This window comes from Arthrobacter sp. GQ119 (assembly GCF_059759125.1).
Window position 1 is genome coordinate 134,684 of sequence record NZ_JCAXEA010000011.1, and the last position, 18,754, is coordinate 153,437.

The window sequence follows — 18,754 nt, forward strand, 5'->3', positions numbered from 1 at the left end:
CGTATTGCTTGTTGTGAATAGCGCATTTCTTTCGCTTCAGCCACGTGGGTTGCTGGCCGAAATGCGTGCCCCTGGGGGCGATGTCGTCGGCAGGTTATTGCTTCCGGGGCTGTTCGATTGTTGGCCTGGCCTGCAGCCGGGTGCCGTCCTGATTGTGCAGCAAATGCCGGGTGCCCATGCCAGGGCTTCGGATCCAGAGGATGTCCGATTTCTCGGTTTTGGTCTCGATCCTCGCCATGTAGGTGTATCCGCTGGGTACGGTGACTTCCACGAGGTCGCCCGGGTGGAGCGAGGTCCAGTCCTCGGCGACCGGATCGCTGGTGTCACCGCTGTCCGTATGTCTGGTTGAGTGCATCATGTCCGCGTTTCTCCCGGTGCAGAGGAGGCTGTGCCCTTCCGTGCGTTGGCGAGGGCGCCCTCGACGTCGGCCAGCAGTTCCTTCCAGCTGGCAACGAACTTGTCGAGGCCTTCGGACTCCAGCAGGGCCACGACGTCGTTGTAGGAGACGCCGAGGGCCTCCAGGGCGTTGAGCGTGTTGTTTGCCTCGGCGTAGGTGCCGGTGACGGTGTCGCCGGTGACCACGCCGTGGTCGAAGGTGGCGTCCAGGGTCTTTTCCGGCATGGTGTTCACGACGCCGGGGGCAACGAGTTCGGTGATGTCCTTGTTGACCTTCTTGTAGAGGTGCTTGGCCTCGGCGATCGTTCCGGCGCTGTCCCAAGCGAGGCGGGGGTCAACCTCGATGGACACGCGGCCGTCAACACCGTTGGTTGCCGCGGCGACCGGTGCGAACAGGTCGCAGGCGTCGGCGACGTCCGTCGTCGTGATCTCGGAGATGGTGTCCTCGATGGACGCGCCCGCCGCGGCTTCCCTAGCGATGACGGCGTCGTAGTCGTGGCCGGTGGTGATGGCGGCGTGGAAGATCGACGGGTTCGTGGTGACGCCCACGACGTTCTTCTCTTCGATCAGCTTCTGCAGGGTGCCGGTCTTGAGGCGGCCCCGGGAGAGGTCATCGAGCCAGATGGAAACACCGGCGTCGGAAAGCTGCTGGGTGGGAGTGGTAGGGGCGGGGTCAGGACTGGAGTCCGGGGAGAGCGCGCCGGAGGCATTGCGGCCGGATCTGGGAAGGTTTTCTGTTGACATGTGAATCGTGCTCTCGTTTGGACGCAGGGGCGGGATGAGGCTGTGCTTCCGGGATCTGGGAGGATGGATCAGCCGCCGGCGTGCTCTTTCCGGGGTGATGCAACAGTGAATGGCTATTCACTTTTGCAATAGTATGAATCGGTAGTTTTTGAAGAACCAGACAGGAAAAACATGGCACTTGCAGAGATCGATGTGGCAGTTGCTGCCCTGAAAGCCGGGCAGCCGATCATCGCTGTGGATGATGAGGACCGCGAAAACGAGGGCGACATCATCATGGCCGCTGAGCACGCGACCCCTGAATGGCTGGCCTGGATCATCCGGGTTTCCAGCGGCTTCGTGTGCGCGCCGATGACGAACGAACTGGCCGATGCACTGAAGCTGCCGCTGATGACCGAGGACAACAAGGACTCCCTCCGCACCGCATACACGATCACCGTGGATGCGGCCGGACAGTCAACGACCGGCATCAGCGCGACCGACAGGGCACGGACCCTGCGGGTGCTGGCCGATCCTTCCTCCGGCCCGGGTGATCTGATTCGTCCGGGACATGTGCTTCCCCTTCGTGCCGTTAACGGGGGAGTGCGGGAGCGTCCCGGCCACACGGAAGCCGCCGTCGACCTGCTCAAGCTTGCCGACCTCACCCCGGTCGGTGTCATCGCCGAGGTGGTGGACGATGACGGTGAAATGATGCGGCTTCCAGGCCTCCTGGAACTGGGGCGCGAAAAGGGCCTTCCCGTGGTCAGTATCGCCCAGCTGGTGGCCGCCCTGGATCACTGATCCAGGGCCGCCACGGGCGGCACATCTACTGGGCGCAGAAGCCGCCATCGACGAGGAGGTCGATGCCGGTACAGAACGATGCTGCGTCCGAGAGAAGGAACACGGCCGGTCCAGCCATTTCGGAAGGGTCGGCTATCCGCTTCATCGGTGTCTCCTGGGCGAAGATCTCCATCTGATGAACCATCTCTGGGCGTGAGTTCATCTTGGTCATGGTGTACCCGGGACTGAGGGCGTTGACGCGGACGCCGCGTTCAGCCCATTCCATGGCAAGGGACTTGCTCAGGTGGATGACAGCGGCTTTGGCGCTGTTGTAGTGTGCCTGCAGCAGGCCACGGTTGACGATGGTCCCGGACATGGAGGCGATGTTCACGATCGATCCGCCGCCATTCCTGAGCATGGCGCGGCCTTCGGCTTGGCAGCTGAGGAAGACGCCGGTGACGTCAATGTCGTAGACCTTCTGCCACTGTGCCAGCGGCATTTCCTCGGCGGGCGCGGCGTTGGCTATTCCTGCGGAATTAACGGCCAGGGTGAGCGGGCCAAGGTCGGCTTCAATCTTGGCGACGGCTTCCTCAAGCTCATCCGCTTTCGTCACGTCGGCCGCGACAAAGATGGCCCGGCCTCCGGCTTCCTTGATGCGGTGCACCGTTTCGTCCGGTCCATCTCCGGGAAGGTCAACGATGCCGATGGCGCCGCTCTGCTGGGCGATGCCGAATGCGATGGCCTGCCCGATACCGGAGCCGCCCCCGGTCACGAGAGCTGTCCGTCCGTCCAGGGCGAAGCTGAGTTTCGGGTTCAATTGCTGTCCTTTAAGGTTTTAGGGCGCCTTGTCTGATTCCAGCTTTAGCGCAGTGTTTTTGTCCGTGATGAGTATGTTGATCCAGTTGCCTTCTGCGGCCGCCCGTATCGCGGCGTACTTCCTGGCACCTCCAGCGATGCCGATGCGCCTGTCCACCCTGAGCATCTGCTCCGGGCTGATGCCCAGGACCCTGTCATTGAGTTCGGATTCGATGAGCGTTCCGTTCTTGTCAAAGAACCGCAGGCAGATATCGCCAACCGCTCCCGACGCGGCGAGGGCTTTGAGGTTGGATTCGTTGAGTGAATTGCCCGACTCGCGCAGAAGCGGTGATGGTTCGATGCTTCCGATACCCACGAGGAGGGTGTCCAGCCTGTCCCAGTCAGCGGCAACGTCAGCGACGAACGGATCCTCGAGCAGGGCGTCGCGGCCGCCACGGCTGGAAACAATGCCGGGAGCGGGAAGATAGCGTGGCGTGCCTTTGGTGACGGTAGCCAGCCGGTCCGCGAGGTGCGTGGCCCGCACCTGAACTTCAGGATTCCCTACACCGCCGATGACCTGGACGATGCTGTCCGCGGTCTTGACATTCCTCGGGGACATGGCATCCACCGTGGCCAGAAGAGTCGACGACCAGGACGACAGGCCGACCCTGTTGGCCCCCGTGAGCGTCACTTCGAGGTACCCCGCGGCTGCCGCGCCGATGCCTCGGATGATGGCTGCTTCATCGTCGGTCTGCAAGTCCGCGATGACCACGGCCCGCAGGCCGTACTTGGCCGCCACTGCGTCCTCCAGGTCCGATTCGGTTCCGGCAGGTGCCACCACAATGGTCCGGACGATGCCTTCTCGCACCGCATCGGTCAGCCACCGGGAGACCCTGGACTGGGAGACGTTGAGCTTTTCCGCAATGTACGCCTGGCTCAGGTTCTGCTCGTGGTACATCCTCGCAGCCTTGACCATCAGGCCAAGTTGTTGGGAACTGAAAGTCCTGGTTCTCGGTGCCACGGCGTTCCTTCGGTTGTCGTCAGGCAAGGGTCCAATTATTTCACGTTCCTCCTTTCTCTTAGAGTGTGGCCAGTGACATGACTTTTGAGGGCGTGGCCTCGGCGGCGTCGAGGATTCCCTGGTTTTGTCCGCGAGCGAGGACCATGACCCGGTGGGCGAGACCAAGCACTTCCTCAAGGTCGGAGCTGACCACGATGACGGCGTTTCCGTTGCGGGCCAGGTCGGCAACGACTTCGTAGATGGAGGCCCTTGCGCCGACGTCGATGCCGCGGGTGGGTTCATCGAGGATGATCAGCCGCGGGTCACGTTGCAGCCATTTTCCGATCACAACTTTTTGCTGGTTGCCGCCGGAGAGCGAGGACACGGGCAGCGCCACGTTGCCCTTCATCCCGATGCCCTTCGCCACTGTTGCGGCGAAGCTGCGCACCTTGGAGGGGGCGATCCAGCCCGATGAGCTGACCTTTCCCAGGTTGGGGAGGGCGATATTGTTCTCGATGGTGTCGCTGACCACCAGGCCCTGCTGCTTGCGGTCCTCGGGAATCAGGACGACGCCGGCTTTGATCGCGGCCATCGGGTCGTCGGCCTTCAGGTTTTTGCCGTCGACGACGACCGTTCCCAGCCTGTGCTCGGCGCCGGCGATCGCGCGGACGAGCTCGGTGCGTCCGGCGCCCACGATGCCGGCGATGCCGAAGATTTCGCCGGCCCGGACCGTGAAGGATACGTCGGTGAAGTCGCCGGCCTTGTCATGGAGGTCCTTGACTTCCAGCACGATCTCCTCCGTGGGCGGGGGCACTTCGGGGAAGAGCCGCTCGACGGGGCGGCCGACCATTTCTTCCACTAGTTGGTGGGGGGAGACTTCACCGGAAGCGTGCTCGGTGATCTTCTTGCCATCCCTGAGCACGACGATGCGGTCGGCGATCAGGGCGATTTCCGCTAGGCGGTGGCTGACGTAGATGAACGACACGCCTTCGGCTTTCAGTGCCCGGACGCACTCGAAGAGGGCGTCCGTTTCGGCTTGGCCCAGCGCGGCGGTGGGCTCATCGAGGATGAGCAGTGAGGCGTCGAGCATGAGGGCCTTGGCGATTTCGACCTGTTGCTGGCCGGCGACGCTGAGGTCGCGTACTTTGGCGTCCATGCTGCCGTTGAAGCCCAGGCGCTTGAGCTGGTTTTTGGCCTTCTCGCGCATCGTGCGTGCGTCGAGGAATCCGTTACGCATGGGCCATCGTCCGACCATGACGTTTTCGGCAACGGTCAGGTCGGGCAACAACCGCATTTCCTGGTGGATCAGGCCGATTCCGGCGGCTATGGCGTCCCCGGGGGACGTCGGTGCGTAGGGTTCCCCGTTCCAGGTCATGGTTCCCGTGGTCGGTTGCGTGACTCCGGCGATGATGCTGGAGAGGGTGGACTTGCCGGCCCCGTTTTCTCCGAGGAGGGCAACGACTTCTCCGGGGTTGATGTCCAGGTCAATGTCCTGAACGGCGATGGTGCCGGGATATTCTTTCGTGGCGCCGCGGACGCGAAGTCCACGGTTGTCCGCTGTAGGCATTTTGAGCTCCATTGGCTAGAGAAACGGCCTGGGCGGGTGGTGCCCCGGCGGGGCACCACCCGTGGGACGGTCAGGGGTGCTTGGTGATGAAGGGGGCGACGTTGTCCTTGGTGGTCAGGACGCCTTCCTGGAGCTGCTCGGCCGGAAGCTTTTCGCCATTGGCCAGCTTGATTGCAGATTCGAGGGCGAGTTTGCCCATGCCTTGCGTCGGCTGAGTGATGGTCGCGGCCAGGGTGCCGTTCTTTACCGCTTCCAGTCCGGCCTTGTCGCCGTCGAAGCCGACGATGGTGACGCCCTTGACGCCGGCGTTACGGACAGCTTGGGCTGCCCCGAGGGCCAGGGCGTCGGCACGGCCGAAGAAGATGTTGATGCTCGGGTTGGCCTGAAGCATGTCGGTGGCGAGCTGGTAGCCCTCGTCCTGGGCCCACTGCTGGGAGGCCTGGCGGGCGACTTCCTTGATACCGGGGAACTGTGTCATGGCCTCCTTGAAGCCGGTGTCACGGGCGACCTCAGGGGTCGTTCCGATCTGGCCCTGGATGACGCCGAGCTGTCCCTTGCCGTTGACCTGCTTTCCGACCCATTCGCCCAGGGTCTTGGCGGCCCCGACGCTGTCGGTGGCGATGAAGGTGTCACCGGGTGCGCCTTCGGGATTGCGGTCGACGGCGACGATGGGGATGTTCGCCGACTTGGCCGCGCGGACCGGGACGGTTGCCGCGGTCGCACCGGCGGGGATGTAGATGATCGCGTCCACCTGCTGGGTGATGAAGTCCTGAATCTGCGAAACCTGGGTGTTGGAATCGCCCTTGGCGTCGGCGACGACGACCTTGACGTTTTGTTCCTTGGCGGCCGCTTCGACCGACTGGCGGATCTGGTTGAAGAAGTCTGCCTGCTGGTTGGCTACCGCCAGGCCAATCGTCTTTTGCTGCTCGCCGCCGCCTCCGCCGGCGCCCGCGTTTCCGCCCCCGCAGGCTGCCAGGGAAAAGGTGGTGGCCACGGCAACCGCGGCTACTGCGATTTTTCTAAACATGTTCATCTCCATTGATAAATCCGATTTGGGTACTGCTGTTTGGTGAATCTGGTGAGGGATGGGACCGGTCAGGCCTTCTTGCGGCGCAGCACGTCTGCCATCACGGCGATGGCGATGACGAGGCCGATGACGATCTGCTGGATGAACGGTGACACTCCCATGAGGTTCAGGCCGTTACGCAGTACGCCGATGATCAGCACGCCGATGATGGTCCCGCCGATGCGTCCGACTCCACCATTCAGGCTGGCCCCGCCGATGACGACGGCTGCGATGACGTCAAGCTCATATCCCAGTCCGGCGCTGGGCTGGGAGGAGTCCAGACGGCTGGCAAGGACGATGCCGCCAAGCCCGGCCAGGGCACCTGCTGCCACGTAGACCCAGATGGTGACTTTCTTGACGTGGATACCCGCCAGTCGGGCGACTTCTGCACCGCCGCCGATGGCGTAGATGGAGCGTCCGGAGGCCCTGTATTTCAGCCATGCCCAGGCGATGAGGTACAAGGCCAGTACGACCAGCAGCGTGACGGAGAAGAATCCGAGGTACCTTTCGGAGGAGAAGCTGAAGAACCACTCCGGGTAGCCCACGATCTGCTGGCCGTCGGTGATCAGGTTTGCCATGCCCCTGCCGATGGACATCATCGCCAGGGTCGCGATGAAGGGTGGCAGGTTGGCGTAGGTGATGCCTAGGCCGTTGAGGGAACCGGCGAGGGCGCCCACGGCGATGGCTGCCAGCATGGCGGACCACATCGGCCAGCCGCCCTGATGGGAGAGCCAGCCCAGGACCATCGTGGAGAGTCCGAGGATGGAACCCACTGACAGATCGATGCCGCCGGTGATGATGACTGCTGTTGCTCCCACAGAGAGGATGCCGAGAACGGTCACCTGGTCCAGGATGTTGATGATGTTGCGGGTTGTCAGGAAGAAGGGCGAGGCAAAGCTCAGGATGATGATCAGGGCGATCAGGCCCAGCAGGGCACCACCGCTGCCCGAAAACATGCGTGCGCTGAGTTGTGAAAACATGGGCGCCTTTGTGGCGTTTTCCTGGGGTGCACCACCGGGCCGGTGGGCTAGTTGTTGACTCATGATTGACTCCGTTGGCAGTAGAGGTGGGCCCTAGTTCATGAACATTCCGCCATCAATGTTGATGGCCTGTCCGGTGATGTAGCTGCCTGCGTCCGATGCGAGGAACAAGAGCAGGTTTGCCACGTCGGTTGCTTCGGCGGGGCGCTTGAGCGGTATGCCGTCGATCCACTCTTGGATCAGTTCGCCGGGCTTGTAGTCACCCAGCCGGCTTCCCCATTCACGGTCGTTGTATTCCCACATCTCGGTCTTGACGATGCCGGGGCAGTAGCTGTTGACGCGGACACCGGACGGGGCGAGTTCTTTCGCCAGGGATTGCGTGAGGCCGATGACGCCGAACTTGCTGGCCGCGTAGTGGGGCGTGAAGATAAAGCCTTGCCGGCCCTGTCCGCTGGATGCGTTGAGAATGACCCCGTGGTCGCTGGCTTTCAGCAGCGGTGCGGCTTCCCGGCAGCACAGGAAGACAGCAGTGGTGTTGACGGCGAGGACTTTGTTGAATTCGTCCAGGCTGAGGTCTTCAAGGTTCGAGATGGTGATGATCCCGGCATTGTTGACCAGGATGTCCAGCCCGCCCCAGAGCTCGACGATCTTGGCGAACGCCGCCTTGACCTGCGCCTCGTCGGTGACATCGGCCACTGCGTGTTCGACGTCAAAGCCGGCTGCCCGAAGCTTTTCCGCCGACTCGTTGACCTGCTGGCTGCGATCGACAAGGAGCACCGATGCGCCGGCTTCGGCGAACGCCTGCCCAATGCCGTAGCCGATGCCGCTGGCTCCGCCCGTCACCAGGGCACGGCGCCCTTTGAAGTGGCCCTGAAAAATCTCAGATCCGATCATCGTGTTCATTGCTGTCACTCCGTTACTGCGGGGGCCAATGCGTCGTGCATTGTGCCGGATGAGTTGGGGACAAGGGTGGTGGGGTCTTCAGGGGACCAGCGTGCCTTGGCCACCGCCCGGGACCAGCTGGATTGTCTCCGGTCGGCATCCTGAACGGGCATGGCCGGCGCGATCGCCGTCCTGTTCCTCGGGAGCTCTTCGACTGTCTCCTGGCTGAGCAGTCCGGTCTCGATCGCGGCCATGTGGGCGACACCCAGTGCTGAAAGGTCCGGCACCGTGCTGCGCAGCACGGTGCGTTGGCTCAGGTCGGACTGCAGCTGCATCAGCCACCTGTTCGATGTCGGTCCGCCATCGGCCAGAACGGAACTGATGCGCGGAGAGACGGACTTCTCGGCCGCCCGCAACACATCTTCTATCTGCAGGGCGATCGATTCGAACGCGGCCCGGGCCAGATGGGCCGAGGTCGTGCCGAGGTTGAACCCGCTGATCGTGGCTTCTGCACGTTCATCCCACCAGGGGGCGCCGAGTCCGGCGAACGCCGGGACAAGGTTGACCCCGCCGCTGTCCTCGACAGTGCGGGCCAGCGAGTCCAGATGCGCAACGTCACAATCAAACACCTGCGACAGCCACACAGCGGTCGCACCCGTGGCGAGAATGTTCCCTTCGAAGGCATACCGGGGCGTCCCGTCATGCCATGCCAGCGTCCGGACCAGCCCGCCCATGTCGCCGGGGTGAACCTCGCCCTGAAGCAGGCCCATGACCGAGCTGCCCGTACCGTAGGTCGCCTTGACCGTGCCGGGGCCGCGGACACCATGTGCGTACAGTGCCGAGTGCGAGTCGCCCATGACGGCGTGGACCCGGGAGCTGCCGGCCAGACCACCCAGCAAGGGGGAGCTCACCGCGTTGGATGCCACGACCTCCGGGAGGACCTCGCGGGGAACGTTGAAGAGCTCCAGAAGTTGCAGGTCCCAATCGACTGCATCCAGGTTCAAGAGCTGGCTCCGGCTTGCGTTGCCCGCCTCGATCCGATGTTCGCCGGTGAGGCAGCTCAACAGCCATGAATCGACGGTTCCGGCCGCGATTTTTCCCGCCTTGCTGAGGCGGCGGTCCGGGTCGGCGCTGTCGAGCAGCCACTGGATTTTCAGGGCCGAAAACATGGGGTCGATCGGCAGACCGGTGGACCGGCGAACCAGATCGCCCGCGCCGTCGCCGATCAGGTTTTTCGCCTGTTCGGCGGTGCGGCGGTCCTGCCATCCCAGAACCGGTCCCAGAGGCTGTCCGGTTTCACGGTCCCAGATCATTGCTGACTCGCGCTGGGTGCTCACGCCGAGACCCAGGACTGTGTTGTCCAGTCCATTGAGGCTGTCAGTGACTGCCTTAGTTACGCTGTCACGTATGGCGAGTGGGTCCTGTTCGACCCACCCGGGCTGAGGGTGCTGCTGCGTGAGACTGACCTGCGCCCGGGCGATGATTTCACCCGAGCCATCCATGACCAGGGCCTTCGTAGCGCTTGTGCCTTGGTCCACCGCAACCACGACGGCGGATCCGGCAGCGGCAGGGGCCAAGTTAGTCACGGTTCAGGACCTCGCGTGCTGCGGCCGCAATATGGTCTGCGGTGAGGCCGAAGTGGTCCAGGAGGAAGGCAGTGCTGCCGGTGGGAGCAAAGTGATCTTTCAGACCGAGGATGCGGATGGGGACGCGGGCACTGTCTTCCAGTTGGCCTACGACGCTGGCTACTGCAGCCCCCAGGCCGCCGGCGACGTTGGCTTCCTCTGCTGTGATGATTGCACCGGTCTGACGGGCCGCCTCTTTAATGGCATCCTCGTCGAGCGGGCTAAGGTAGGCCGCGTTCAGGACCCGCGCCGAGACTCCTTCGGAAGCAAGGGTTCCGGCGGCCCAGAGGGCGCGGGACACTTCGGTGCCGGTGGCGATGATGGTTACGTCAGTGCCTTCCTGGGCGACGACGAACTTTCCGCGTTCCAGCCCGGCGTCGTCCTCGGAGACATGCGGGACCTTGAAGCGGCCAACACGGATGTAGGTCGGTCGCGGATCGGCCACGGCATTGCGGACCGCGGCGCGGGTCTGTGCGCCGTCGGCGGGTACGACGATATCCAGGCCCGGGAGCGGGCGCAGCCAGGAGAAGTCCTCAACGGAGTGGTGGGTCGGGCCCAGCTCGCCGTAGGCCATGCCCGGGCTCATGCCGCACAGGATGACGTTGTGCTGGCTGTAGGCCACGTCGGCTTTGATCTGTTCCAAGGAACGGCCGGTCAGGAAGGGGCCGGCGGCGCAAACAAAGGGGATGAGGCCTGCGTTCGCAAGTCCTGCCCCGACACCGACCATGTTCTGTTCGGCGATGCCGACGTTGATCAGACGGTCAGGGAACTCGTCACGGAATTTGGTCAGGTTGCTGGAGCCAACCGAGTCGTTGCACACCGCGACGATTCTGTCGTTGGTCCGGGCCAGCGCGATGAGTTCGTCGGCGAAGTCTTGGCGGTTGTCGAATGTGGGTGCGTCGTTCAGCACTGTGGTTGTCGTCATGACAGCTCCTGAAAAGCCTGAAGGGTTTGTTCTTTGGACGGTACTTTGTGGTGCCATTCGACGCGGTCCTCGATGAACGAGACGCCTTTGCCCTTGATGGTATTGGCGATGACGGCGACGGGGGAGCCTGTCGTGGACGGAGCCAGGGCGTCGATGAGTGCGTTGTAGTCGTGACCATCAACGACCCGTACTTCCATGCCGAATGCGGCCAGACGGGCGTCAAGGGGGTCCAGCCCGTTGGTCTCTTCAGTCCGCGCGCCCTGCTGCAGGCGGTTGCGGTCAACAACGAGGGTCAGGTTGTCCAGCTTCTGGTGGGAGGCTGACATCAGCGCCTCCCAGTTGCTGCCTTCCTGCATTTCGCCGTCACCGGTAACGACGAAAACACGCGAACCGTTGTCCAGGAGCTTGACGCCTATCGCGGTGCCGACCGCTACGGGGAGGCCATGACCCAGCGGGCCGGTGTTCGTTTCGACGCCGGGGACCTTCACCCTGTTCGGGTGCCCGTTCAGCGCCGACAGCGGCGCCATGAAAGTGTCCAGCTCAGAGACAGGGAAGAAGCCGCTATGGGCCAGGGACGAGTACAGCGCGGCTGCGCAGTGGCCCTTGCTAAGGATGAAGTGGTCGCGGTCTTCCTTACGGGGATGTTCCGGGTCGACATTCATCACGGCGTCAAAAAGGACGGTCAGGATGTCGGTGACGGAGAAGTCACCGCCGATGTGGCCCTGACCCGACTCAGAAATCATTTTCAGGATCGAGCGGCGGGTGGTCTGGGCGCGCTCGTGCAGTGTTGCGGCACGGAAAGCGGCATCACCGTCCAGGACCTCTTGGCGGAGGGATCGCCAGGACGTGGCCTGGGAAGCATCTGCAGTTAACATTGTGCATATCCATTCAGTAGTGACTGTATGTGCAATAATGTTACGCATGCCACATTTCATCTGTCAATGCACACCAGTGCCGGCAGGCGAGAGATGGCTGTCGCACTAACTACTTGGGGAACTCGTGCCCCTTGACGGGGCCGCCCCGATGGATGGAAGGAAGCCAACATGACCGAAAACCTCGCATTTCCGCGGGTACACATCGCTACCGATCACGCCGGCATGAAGCTGAGCGCCCATCTGGTCAGGCACTTGTCGGGGAAAGGCCATGAGGTTATGGATCACGGCCCCAAGGAATACGACGCCCTGGACGACTATCCGTCGTTCTGCATCAACGCGGCCTTAGCAGTGGCAGCGGATCAAGAAGCAGGCATCCACGCGCTGGGCATTGTCTGGGGCGGGTCCGGGAACGGCGAGCAAATCGCCGCCAACAAGGTTAAGGGCGTTCGCGCCGCCCTGGCATGGAACCACTCCACCGCCACACTGGCCCGGCAGCACAACGACGCCAATGTCGTGGCCATCGGCGGACGCCAACACAGCATGGAAGAAGCAACAGCCCTGATCGAGGCCTTCCTGCAGGAACCCTTCAGCAACGACGAACGCCACATCCGCCGCATCGGCAAGATCGCGACCTACGAAGCAACCGGCGAAGTCATCGGGTAACTCCCACCAAGGGAACGACCTACGCTGCGGTCCTGGGTGGCGCGGCATCCGGTCGCCATCCAAAGGAAGACGGGAACAAAATCACCATGAGCATGTGCCCGCCCATACCTTGGACACATACCCGCAAAAGTCGGTATCAGCGTGAAAGAATCCTCCAATGGCCTCCAAAAGAAAGGACCTCACCTTGTCACCTCTCGACCCTTCCTCTTTCCGAGTAGCGATCGTTAGTGCCCAATGGCACGCCGACATCGTTGATCGTGCAGTCGACAGCTTCCAGGCGCGGCTCAAGGAACTCGGCATCACCAACGTCGATGTCCACAAAGTGCCCGGAGCCTTCGAAATTCCGCTACACGTCCGACGGCTCGCAGCGTCCGGCCGCTATGACGCTGTAGCCACCTCCGCCTTGGTGGTTGACGGGGGTATTTATCGCCATGAATTTGTCGCACAAAGTGTCGTGGACGCCCTCATGAGAGTGCAGTTGGAAACGGACGTACCTGTATTCTCCGGCGTCCTAACTCCTCACCATTTTCACGAGCACGAAGAGCACCGCAACTACTTTTCCCAGCATTTCGTGACCAAGGGCAAGGAACTGGCAGACGCTCTCGCCTCAACTCTCACGTCATTGGCGTCCCTGTAGGTTCAACCCAACCTTGTGGATGAGCTCGCTGGAGCTCTGGTCCTGCTTGGCGGCATCACTGCAGGGCTATGAGATCAACCGGGGCCGACCTCCGGCCGGCGCCTAACTCGTCCAGTTACTCCTCTGCCATCTTGAAATGACGACTGGTTCCGGCACCAGGCTCTGGGTTCGGGGCACGCGGCAACTCGTTAAACGGGGGACGTCTCTGACTGGGTTGTTACTGTCGAAGGCGGCCTCGCCCGCGGCGAGACCGGCCAGAGGGGGGCGTCTGCCACTACAGGTCTGCCTCTTCTCAGCGGAGTGGAGGTAACGCCCATAAGCGTGATTCCGTCAACGGCCGCGCGGACGATTGGGTCCCAGGCCGCACGGTCACTGGTTTACAATCCCGGCTTTGGTTGAACTGCCGCTCGTTCTCGTCGGGCCATGAATGGCCCGGGTCCGGCGGGTCGGGAGGCCATGGGGTCAGAATGACGGTGTGACGTCGATGAGCACCTTCCCGATGGTTCCGTGCTCCACGGCGTCATGTGCCGCGGCGGTCGCTTCGAGCGGGAAGCGGGTCAGCGGAAGGCCGTGTTCTTCGCCGATGCGCAGCGCACCGGCCTTCAGCGCCTCGGAGACGGCGGCCACGGCGTGCTGTTTCTGTTCGTCGGTGACGGTGTAGGTGAGGATGAACTGGTATCGGACGTTCTTGGTCATGCTTTCACGGATGGGAACCGTTACTGATTCTCCGGGGTTCGCCGCGTAGATGGCTATGGTTCCGCTTGGCTTGAGTACCTGCACGTCGGAGTCGATGTTGGCTGGAGCGTTTACGTCGACGATGGTGTCGACTCCGCCGGGGGCGGAGCGACGGACGCCAGTCACGACGTCGTCGGTGCGGTAGTTGATGACGGTATGGGCTCCGGCGCGGCGTGCGAGTTCCGCTTTCCGGTCTCCGCTGACGGTGGTGATGACGGTTGCTCCGGCCCAATTTGCGAGCTGAATGGCAGCGTGTCCCACTGCGCCTGCGCCGCCGGTGACCAGTACCGTTCGTCCCGCCAGGGCCCCGGGGGAGAGCACGGCAGGGCCGTCCTCGTGCGAGGTCAGCGCCCGGTGCGCTGTCAGGGCGGGGATGCCGATGGACGCGCCGGTGTCGAAGGATTCAGCGTCCGGAAGCGTCACTGCTTTGGCCGCCGGTACAACCGCATATTCCTGTGCCGTGCCCTCATGGCTGCCCCAGGCGACGTCCCAGAGCCAGACGCGGTCTCCGATGCTGAGTCCTGTCACTCCGGAGCCGATATCGTCGATTACGCCGGCGCCGTCCTGGTTAGGAACCTTCGGTGCTTCCAGCGGGGTGCTTCCTCCTCCTCCGCCTGCCCGGGACTTCCAGTCGGTGGGGTTCACCCCGGAGACGACCACGCGGACGCGGACTTCACCCGTGCCGGGATCAGCCAGCGGCTTGTCCTGAAGCTTCAGCACTGAGGACGAACCTGTCTCTTCGTACACAATCGCTTTCACGTCTTCTCCAATGAATCGGGTACCCGTGGCCGACCTTACCGAACCAACCTATCGAAGGACGACGGCGGCCAACTTCCCGTGCAGATGGGCTGTCCAAGAGCTCGACGAGATTTGCGGTCCGCTGACGTGTCTTTCGGGAAGCTGCTCACCAGCAAACGTTCCCTGGAAACGGGTGCCCAGACGGGACGTGCCCATGATCCTCTCGCCTTCTGGCACGGTTGAGGAGGAAATCGGGCGGGAAAGTGGTGGTGCGGCATATCGATGAAGTTCAACTAATGCGCAAAAGAGGGTGTGCACAATGTGCACACCCTGGGCTTCAGATTCAGTTGTATCGGCCTAGGACTGGGCGCGTTCGAATTCGGCAACGCGCCAAGGACCGGAAGCATCGGGCCCCTTCCGTTGCACTCGGGCGGCGAAGGTCTCCAGCGCTCCCGTCTTTTCATTTTCTGACAGGCCGTCGGCAGCCATATGCGGCCCCCGTACCGGCGATATTCGTCAACTCGGCTAGCTCTTTTCGTGTTTTATGGAATGTTCGACGAGGTCAGCGGCCCAAGGGCGGGATCCGCGATGGAAGACAATTCCCTCAGGAAGTCCGCGGACGGACGCAGTGGAACTGGAGATGTCGATGGTGATCCTGCCGTCCGCCATGGGGGCGTTGGTGATGTGCAGGTCCCCATAGGATTCCGGTAGCACCGGGTCCATCCAGAGCCCGCCGAGCGCAACGTCCGGATAGTATCCCATCAGGCTTTTAATCAACTGGATGGGGCTTGTGGCGGCCCACGCCTGTGGCGAGCAAGCCGTGGGGTAGGGCACAGGTTCGTCGAAGTGCTCGCGGCTGAAGCCGCAGAACAGTTCGGGCAGCCGTCCGTCTGAGTACTCGGCCGCCTCGAACAGGGCTGTGGAGATCCGTTGTGCTTCCGCGACGAAGCCGTAGCGGAGCAAGCCGGCCTGGATGATTGCATTGTCGTGGGGCCAGACGGATCCGTTGTGGTAGCTCGCGGGATTGTAGGCGCCCATATCGCTGGCCAGGGTTCGCACGCCCCAGCCGCTGAACATCTCCGGGGACATGAGCCTTTCCGCTACCAGCGGCGCCTTGTCCTTGTCCACGATGCCGAAGAGCAGGCCGTGTCCCATGTTGGAAGCGCACGCATCAACCGGCCGTTTGTCCCGGTCCAGCGCGATCGCGTAATAGCCGTGCTCAGGCAGCCAGAACTGTTCGTTGAACTGCCTCTTCAGCCGTGCAGCAAGCTCGCGGTACTGGGCGGCCACATCCACGTCACCGGCGTCGAGGGCCAGCCAGGAACGGGCGAGATACGCGCTGTAAACGTAGGCCTGCACCTCGCACAGTGCGATTGGCGGCTCAGCCATCCTGCCGTCGGCGAAATTGATTCCGTCCCAGGAATCCTTCCAGCCCTGATTGATCAACCCCTGGGGATTGAGGCGTTCATACTCGACGAACCCGTCACCGTCCTTGTCTCCGAAGTCCTTGATCCACGCCAGCGCCCGGTCTACATGGGGCATCAAGGCGTCTATGGTGTCTTTGGTAAAACCCCAGCGGCTGACTTCCCCCAGCAGCGCCACGAACAGCGGCGTGGCGTCGACGCTGCCGTAGTAGGCGGATTTGCCGCCGAGCGCCAGTCCGCTGGAAACGTCGAGCCTGACTTCGTGCAGGATCTTGCCGGGTTCCTCCTCGCTCATTGGGTTCGCCACGCTGCCTTGGCGGTCGGCCAGCGTCTGGATGGTGCCAAGGGCAAGGGATGGATCCACAGGCAGTGCCATGAGGGACGCCCATAGCGAGTCACGTCCGAACAGCGCCATAAACCATGGGGCACCGGCAGCCACGACAATCCGGTCCGGGTGGCTTGGGTCCTCAATGCGCAGTGCGCCCAGATCGTCATAGCTGCGCCGAAGCGTCCGCTCAATGGAGCGGTTGCTCATTTGCAGCACCGGAATCTTGGCCACCCACTCCTGCCGGCGCCGGTCCCACGGAGAGATTTGGCCGTTGTTCGGATGGACGAAGGGTGTCAGCGGACCGGTTCCGCCCCCAGTAGGCGCCACATTCACAGTGGCACTCCATTGCCCATGGGGCGGAACAACGGCATGATACGTCAAGGCCTCGGGTGCGACCACAGCGCCGCTGGATGAAACAACGACGCCCTTCCGGATGTCCTGCCAAGCTGCCCTGATTGTCAGTGATTCGCCCTCGGCTTCACGGGACTCATCCCAGCGCCGCTGAATGCGTGCTTCCTTCACCTCAAAGAGGTCCGCGAAGTCCGCCTCGACTTTGAGGGAGACAAGGCAATCGGCAGAGGTCGGTGAGTAGTTCCAGATTGTGATCCGCTCCAGTACTCCGGCACCTACCTCCCGTAGACGTTCTACGATCAGCGGGCTATCCGCGTAACCGTCAGAGCGCAATACCCGGCCAGCAAACAGGGCTCTATATGGTTCCTTGGTCTTGGCTGTCAATGGCTCTAACGGCTGGTCATTGACCAGCAGATTCCAGCGAGACAGGATGCGGGTGTCCTCGAAGAAGAAGCCGTGGGGATACTCAGGATGGATATCTCCGTTTGCTGAGGAGATGCAAAAGGAGGAGCCCTCCACTAGGGTGATCGTCCCGGGCCCCAGCGGCCCGGCAGCAGTATCAGAATTCCATCCAGCCATCCGGGTTCCTCCCTAGGATCGACTTCAATCGCTGCCTCTACTTCTCCAACCGACGCTACGCGCGGCAGTGGATGAGTGCCACCTCCTTGTGACCTGGTTAGACGGTTCGGGACCGTTCGGACTCCATCTGCCCTTTGGAGTTCAGTGAGAGGGGCGGGACCGCTCGTGCTGTGACCCCGCCCCTCCCTGTTCAGCGGACGGGGTTTCCCAGTTCCCGCAGTGGGGTCTTGCTGGTCTCTTTGGCCCATAGCGCGCCGCTGACGGCCAGGACGGAGGAGGCAGCGACGATCCAGGCGGCAGGTCCCCAGTTGGCTTTGTCCACACCGACGAGGGCGGTGCCCAGTAGCGGGGTAAAGCCTGCGCACAGGATGCCGACCTGCAGGCCGATCGCCATGCCGGAGTAGCGGACCTTGACGTTGAAGAGCTCTGAGAACCAAGCTGGATAGATCGCGTTGGACATGGCATAGGTGCCGGCCGTGATCAGCGTGCTGGTGAGGAAGATCATCGGGATGTTTCCGGTGGAGATGACGGAGAAGTATACGAAGATCATGATCCCGGATCCCAGGACGCCGGCGATGAAGACGGGCCGCCGTCCGAAGCTGTCGGAGAGGCACGCCATGAGCGGCTGGGTGGCGATGGCCAGGACGTTGCCGGCGATGCTGACCCAGAGCATGGTGGAGGCGGGCACTCCGACCGTAACCGCGTAGGCGAGTCCGAAGGACTGCATGAAGGTGTTGGTGACTGTTTCGAAGGACATGAGTGCAACCTGGAAGAACTGCGCCGGGTGGGTCTTGAACATCTTCGCGAAGGGGAGTTTCACCAGCTCGCCGTGATCATGCTTTTCTTCGAAGACTTCCGGTTCGTCCAAGGAACGGCGGACCAGGTAGGCGACAATGAGCACGATGACCGAGAGCCAGAACGGGATGCGCCAGCCCCAGGCGAGGCGGTCAGCTTCGCTCATGGCCGCCACCGGAAGGAAAGCGAGGGAGGCCAGGACGATGCCGGCGGAGATGCCGCTCATCGCGAAGCTGGCGAAGAAGCCGCGCCGGCCTTCCGGGGCTTCCTCCGTTGAAAGGGCTGAAGCCCCCGCCGTTTCGGCGCCCGCGGAGAGGCCCTGCATGAGGCGCAGCAGCACCAGCAGGGCGGGGGCCCAGTAGCCGGCAGTGCTGAAGTCCGGCAGGACGCCGATGAGGAAGGTTGCGGCTCCCATCAGGAGCAGGGTCAGCACCAGGGTATTCTTGCGGCCGATCTTGTCGCCCAGGTGGCCAAACACGACGGCGCCGAAGGGGCGGGCGATGTAGGCCACGCCGAAGGTGGCGAATGATGCCAGTAGGGCGACCGTTGAGTCCCCGGCAGGGAAGAAGATCTTGGAGAAGATCAACGACGCCGCTGTGGCATAGATGAAGAAGTCGTAATACTCGAGGGCGCCGCCAAGGAACGCGGCCAGGGCGGCTTTCTTGGCACGCTTGAGCTGCCGCTGCGCCTCGTGAGTTTGGGGGGGTGTTGAAAGGTTAGTCATGCTGAGGGTCCTTCCGCGATGGTAGTGCCGCCGCCGATAAAGGGGAAGGGGACGCGTTGACTCATCAAAGATGCCCGCGTAGCTGTATTCGAAGAATCATTTGAGAATGCCCGCGTGGCGGCGTGTCCGCCGGGGTGGTGTCTGCTGCTTCGGCATTGTGAGCCATGGA

16 protein-coding genes and 1 pseudogene are annotated in these 18,754 nt (G+C 62.8%); 3 read left to right on the forward strand and 14 right to left on the reverse strand.

Annotation, left to right across the window (positions count from 1 at the left end):
- Nucleotides 1–94: 94 nt before the first annotated feature.
- The gene (locus AC6CH3_RS12080) at nt 95–358 is read right to left on the reverse strand and encodes a hypothetical protein (protein ID WP_498132652.1); all 264 of its coding nucleotides are present in this window, start codon (nt 356–358) and stop codon (nt 95–97) included.
- Entirely contained in the window at nt 355–1,140 is a 786-nt protein-coding gene (locus tag AC6CH3_RS12085; protein WP_498132653.1) for a transaldolase family protein, read from the reverse strand. Before AC6CH3_RS12085 ends, AC6CH3_RS12080 begins: the two co-directional genes overlap by 4 nt.
- Nucleotides 1,141–1,311: 171 nt before the next feature.
- Between AC6CH3_RS12085 and ribB the strand changes: the two are divergent.
- Nucleotides 1,312–1,911: pseudogene (gene ribB / locus AC6CH3_RS12090) on the forward strand (3,4-dihydroxy-2-butanone-4-phosphate synthase); the annotation flags it as partial.
- 31 nt (nt 1,912–1,942) lie between these two features.
- On the opposite strand, the gene AC6CH3_RS12095 reads toward ribB, so the two are convergent.
- The 9 genes from AC6CH3_RS12095 to AC6CH3_RS12135 form a co-directional block, all read right to left on the reverse strand.
- The gene (locus AC6CH3_RS12095; RefSeq protein ID WP_498132654.1) at nt 1,943–2,713 is read right to left on the reverse strand and encodes an SDR family oxidoreductase; all 771 of its coding nucleotides are present in this window, start codon (nt 2,711–2,713) and stop codon (nt 1,943–1,945) included.
- 18 nt (nt 2,714–2,731) lie between these two features.
- Nucleotides 2,732–3,712, reverse strand: a complete 981-nt coding sequence (locus tag AC6CH3_RS12100; protein WP_498132655.1) for a sugar-binding transcriptional regulator — start codon at nt 3,710–3,712, stop codon at nt 2,732–2,734.
- Nucleotides 3,713–3,770: 58 nt separating this feature from the next.
- Complete coding sequence (locus AC6CH3_RS12105; RefSeq protein ID WP_498132656.1) at nt 3,771–5,258, reverse strand: sugar ABC transporter ATP-binding protein; 1,488 nt, start codon at nt 5,256–5,258, stop codon at nt 3,771–3,773.
- Nucleotides 5,259–5,328: 70 nt separating this feature from the next.
- On the reverse strand, nt 5,329–6,285 hold the full coding sequence (locus AC6CH3_RS12110) for a substrate-binding domain-containing protein (protein WP_498132657.1): 957 nt from the start codon (nt 6,283–6,285) through the stop codon (nt 5,329–5,331).
- A gap of 68 nt (nt 6,286–6,353) precedes the next feature.
- Nucleotides 6,354–7,367 carry an ABC transporter permease gene (locus AC6CH3_RS12115; RefSeq protein WP_498132658.1) on the reverse strand — a complete coding sequence of 338 codons (1,014 nt, stop codon included), beginning with the start codon at nt 7,365–7,367 and terminating at the stop codon, nt 6,354–6,356.
- Nucleotides 7,368–7,397: 30 nt separating this feature from the next.
- On the reverse strand, nt 7,398–8,207 hold the full coding sequence (locus tag AC6CH3_RS12120) for an SDR family NAD(P)-dependent oxidoreductase (RefSeq protein ID WP_498132659.1): 810 nt from the start codon (nt 8,205–8,207) through the stop codon (nt 7,398–7,400).
- A 5-nt stretch (nt 8,208–8,212) separates the two neighbouring features.
- Nucleotides 8,213–9,772 carry an FGGY-family carbohydrate kinase gene (locus AC6CH3_RS12125; RefSeq protein WP_498132660.1) on the reverse strand — a complete coding sequence of 520 codons (1,560 nt, stop codon included), beginning with the start codon at nt 9,770–9,772 and terminating at the stop codon, nt 8,213–8,215.
- Nucleotides 9,765–10,736, reverse strand: coding sequence for a transketolase family protein (locus tag AC6CH3_RS12130; protein WP_498132661.1), 972 nt, complete (start codon nt 10,734–10,736; stop codon nt 9,765–9,767). The genes AC6CH3_RS12125 and AC6CH3_RS12130 overlap by 8 nt, the downstream gene beginning before the upstream one ends.
- Complete coding sequence (locus AC6CH3_RS12135; RefSeq protein WP_498132662.1) at nt 10,733–11,611, reverse strand: transketolase; 879 nt, start codon at nt 11,609–11,611, stop codon at nt 10,733–10,735. The genes AC6CH3_RS12130 and AC6CH3_RS12135 overlap by 4 nt, the downstream gene beginning before the upstream one ends.
- A 168-nt stretch (nt 11,612–11,779) precedes the next feature.
- Here AC6CH3_RS12135 and AC6CH3_RS12140 point away from each other — a divergent pair, with 168 nt between their 5' ends.
- Nucleotides 11,780–12,274, forward strand: a complete 495-nt coding sequence (locus tag AC6CH3_RS12140; protein ID WP_498132663.1) for a ribose-5-phosphate isomerase — start codon at nt 11,780–11,782, stop codon at nt 12,272–12,274.
- A 157-nt stretch (nt 12,275–12,431) separates the two neighbouring features.
- A complete protein-coding gene (locus tag AC6CH3_RS12145; RefSeq protein ID WP_498132664.1) occupies nt 12,432–12,911 on the forward strand; it encodes a 6,7-dimethyl-8-ribityllumazine synthase in 480 nt (159 codons plus the stop codon).
- 462 nt (nt 12,912–13,373) lie between these two features.
- Here the strand turns inward: AC6CH3_RS12145 and AC6CH3_RS12150 are convergent, their stop codons facing one another.
- From AC6CH3_RS12150 to AC6CH3_RS12160, 3 genes are all read right to left on the reverse strand, one after another.
- Nucleotides 13,374–14,405, reverse strand: coding sequence for an NADPH:quinone reductase (locus tag AC6CH3_RS12150; RefSeq protein ID WP_498132665.1), 1,032 nt, complete (start codon nt 14,403–14,405; stop codon nt 13,374–13,376).
- Nucleotides 14,406–14,909: 504 nt separating this feature from the next.
- Nucleotides 14,910–17,066, reverse strand: a complete 2,157-nt coding sequence (locus AC6CH3_RS12155) for an amylo-alpha-1,6-glucosidase (protein WP_498132666.1) — start codon at nt 17,064–17,066, stop codon at nt 14,910–14,912.
- Nucleotides 17,067–17,256: 190 nt separating this feature from the next.
- The gene (locus AC6CH3_RS12160; protein ID WP_498132667.1) at nt 17,257–18,585 is read right to left on the reverse strand and encodes an MFS transporter; all 1,329 of its coding nucleotides are present in this window, start codon (nt 18,583–18,585) and stop codon (nt 17,257–17,259) included.
- Between the last annotated feature and the right edge of the window lie 169 nt (nt 18,586–18,754).

What these genes read in the sequence shown, in the direction of transcription:
- AC6CH3_RS12110 (WP_498132657.1), bottom strand. Translation starts at nt 6,285, where the DNA reads ATGTTTAGAAAAATCGCAGTAGCCGCGGTTGCCGTGGCCACCACCTTT.
- AC6CH3_RS12120 (WP_498132659.1), bottom strand. Translation starts at nt 8,207, where the DNA reads ATGAACACGATGATCGGATCTGAGATTTTTCAGGGCCACTTCAAAGGG.
- AC6CH3_RS12130 (WP_498132661.1), bottom strand. Translation starts at nt 10,736, where the DNA reads ATGACGACAACCACAGTGCTGAACGACGCACCCACATTCGACAACCGC.
- AC6CH3_RS12105 (WP_498132656.1), bottom strand. Translation starts at nt 5,258, where the DNA reads ATGCCTACAGCGGACAACCGTGGACTTCGCGTCCGCGGCGCCACGAAA.
- AC6CH3_RS12135 (WP_498132662.1), bottom strand. Translation starts at nt 11,611, where the DNA reads ATGTTAACTGCAGATGCTTCCCAGGCCACGTCCTGGCGATCCCTCCGC.
- AC6CH3_RS12140 (WP_498132663.1), top strand. Translation starts at nt 11,780, where the DNA reads ATGACCGAAAACCTCGCATTTCCGCGGGTACACATCGCTACCGATCAC.
- AC6CH3_RS12145 (WP_498132664.1), top strand. Translation starts at nt 12,432, where the DNA reads ATGGCCTCCAAAAGAAAGGACCTCACCTTGTCACCTCTCGACCCTTCC.
- AC6CH3_RS12160 (WP_498132667.1), bottom strand. Translation starts at nt 18,585, where the DNA reads ATGACTAACCTTTCAACACCCCCCCAAACTCACGAGGCGCAGCGGCAG.
- AC6CH3_RS12080 (WP_498132652.1), bottom strand. Translation starts at nt 358, where the DNA reads ATGATGCACTCAACCAGACATACGGACAGCGGTGACACCAGCGATCCG.
- AC6CH3_RS12085 (WP_498132653.1), bottom strand. Translation starts at nt 1,140, where the DNA reads ATGTCAACAGAAAACCTTCCCAGATCCGGCCGCAATGCCTCCGGCGCG.
- AC6CH3_RS12155 (WP_498132666.1), bottom strand. Translation starts at nt 17,066, where the DNA reads ATGGCTGGATGGAATTCTGATACTGCTGCCGGGCCGCTGGGGCCCGGG.
- AC6CH3_RS12115 (WP_498132658.1), bottom strand. Translation starts at nt 7,367, where the DNA reads ATGAGTCAACAACTAGCCCACCGGCCCGGTGGTGCACCCCAGGAAAAC.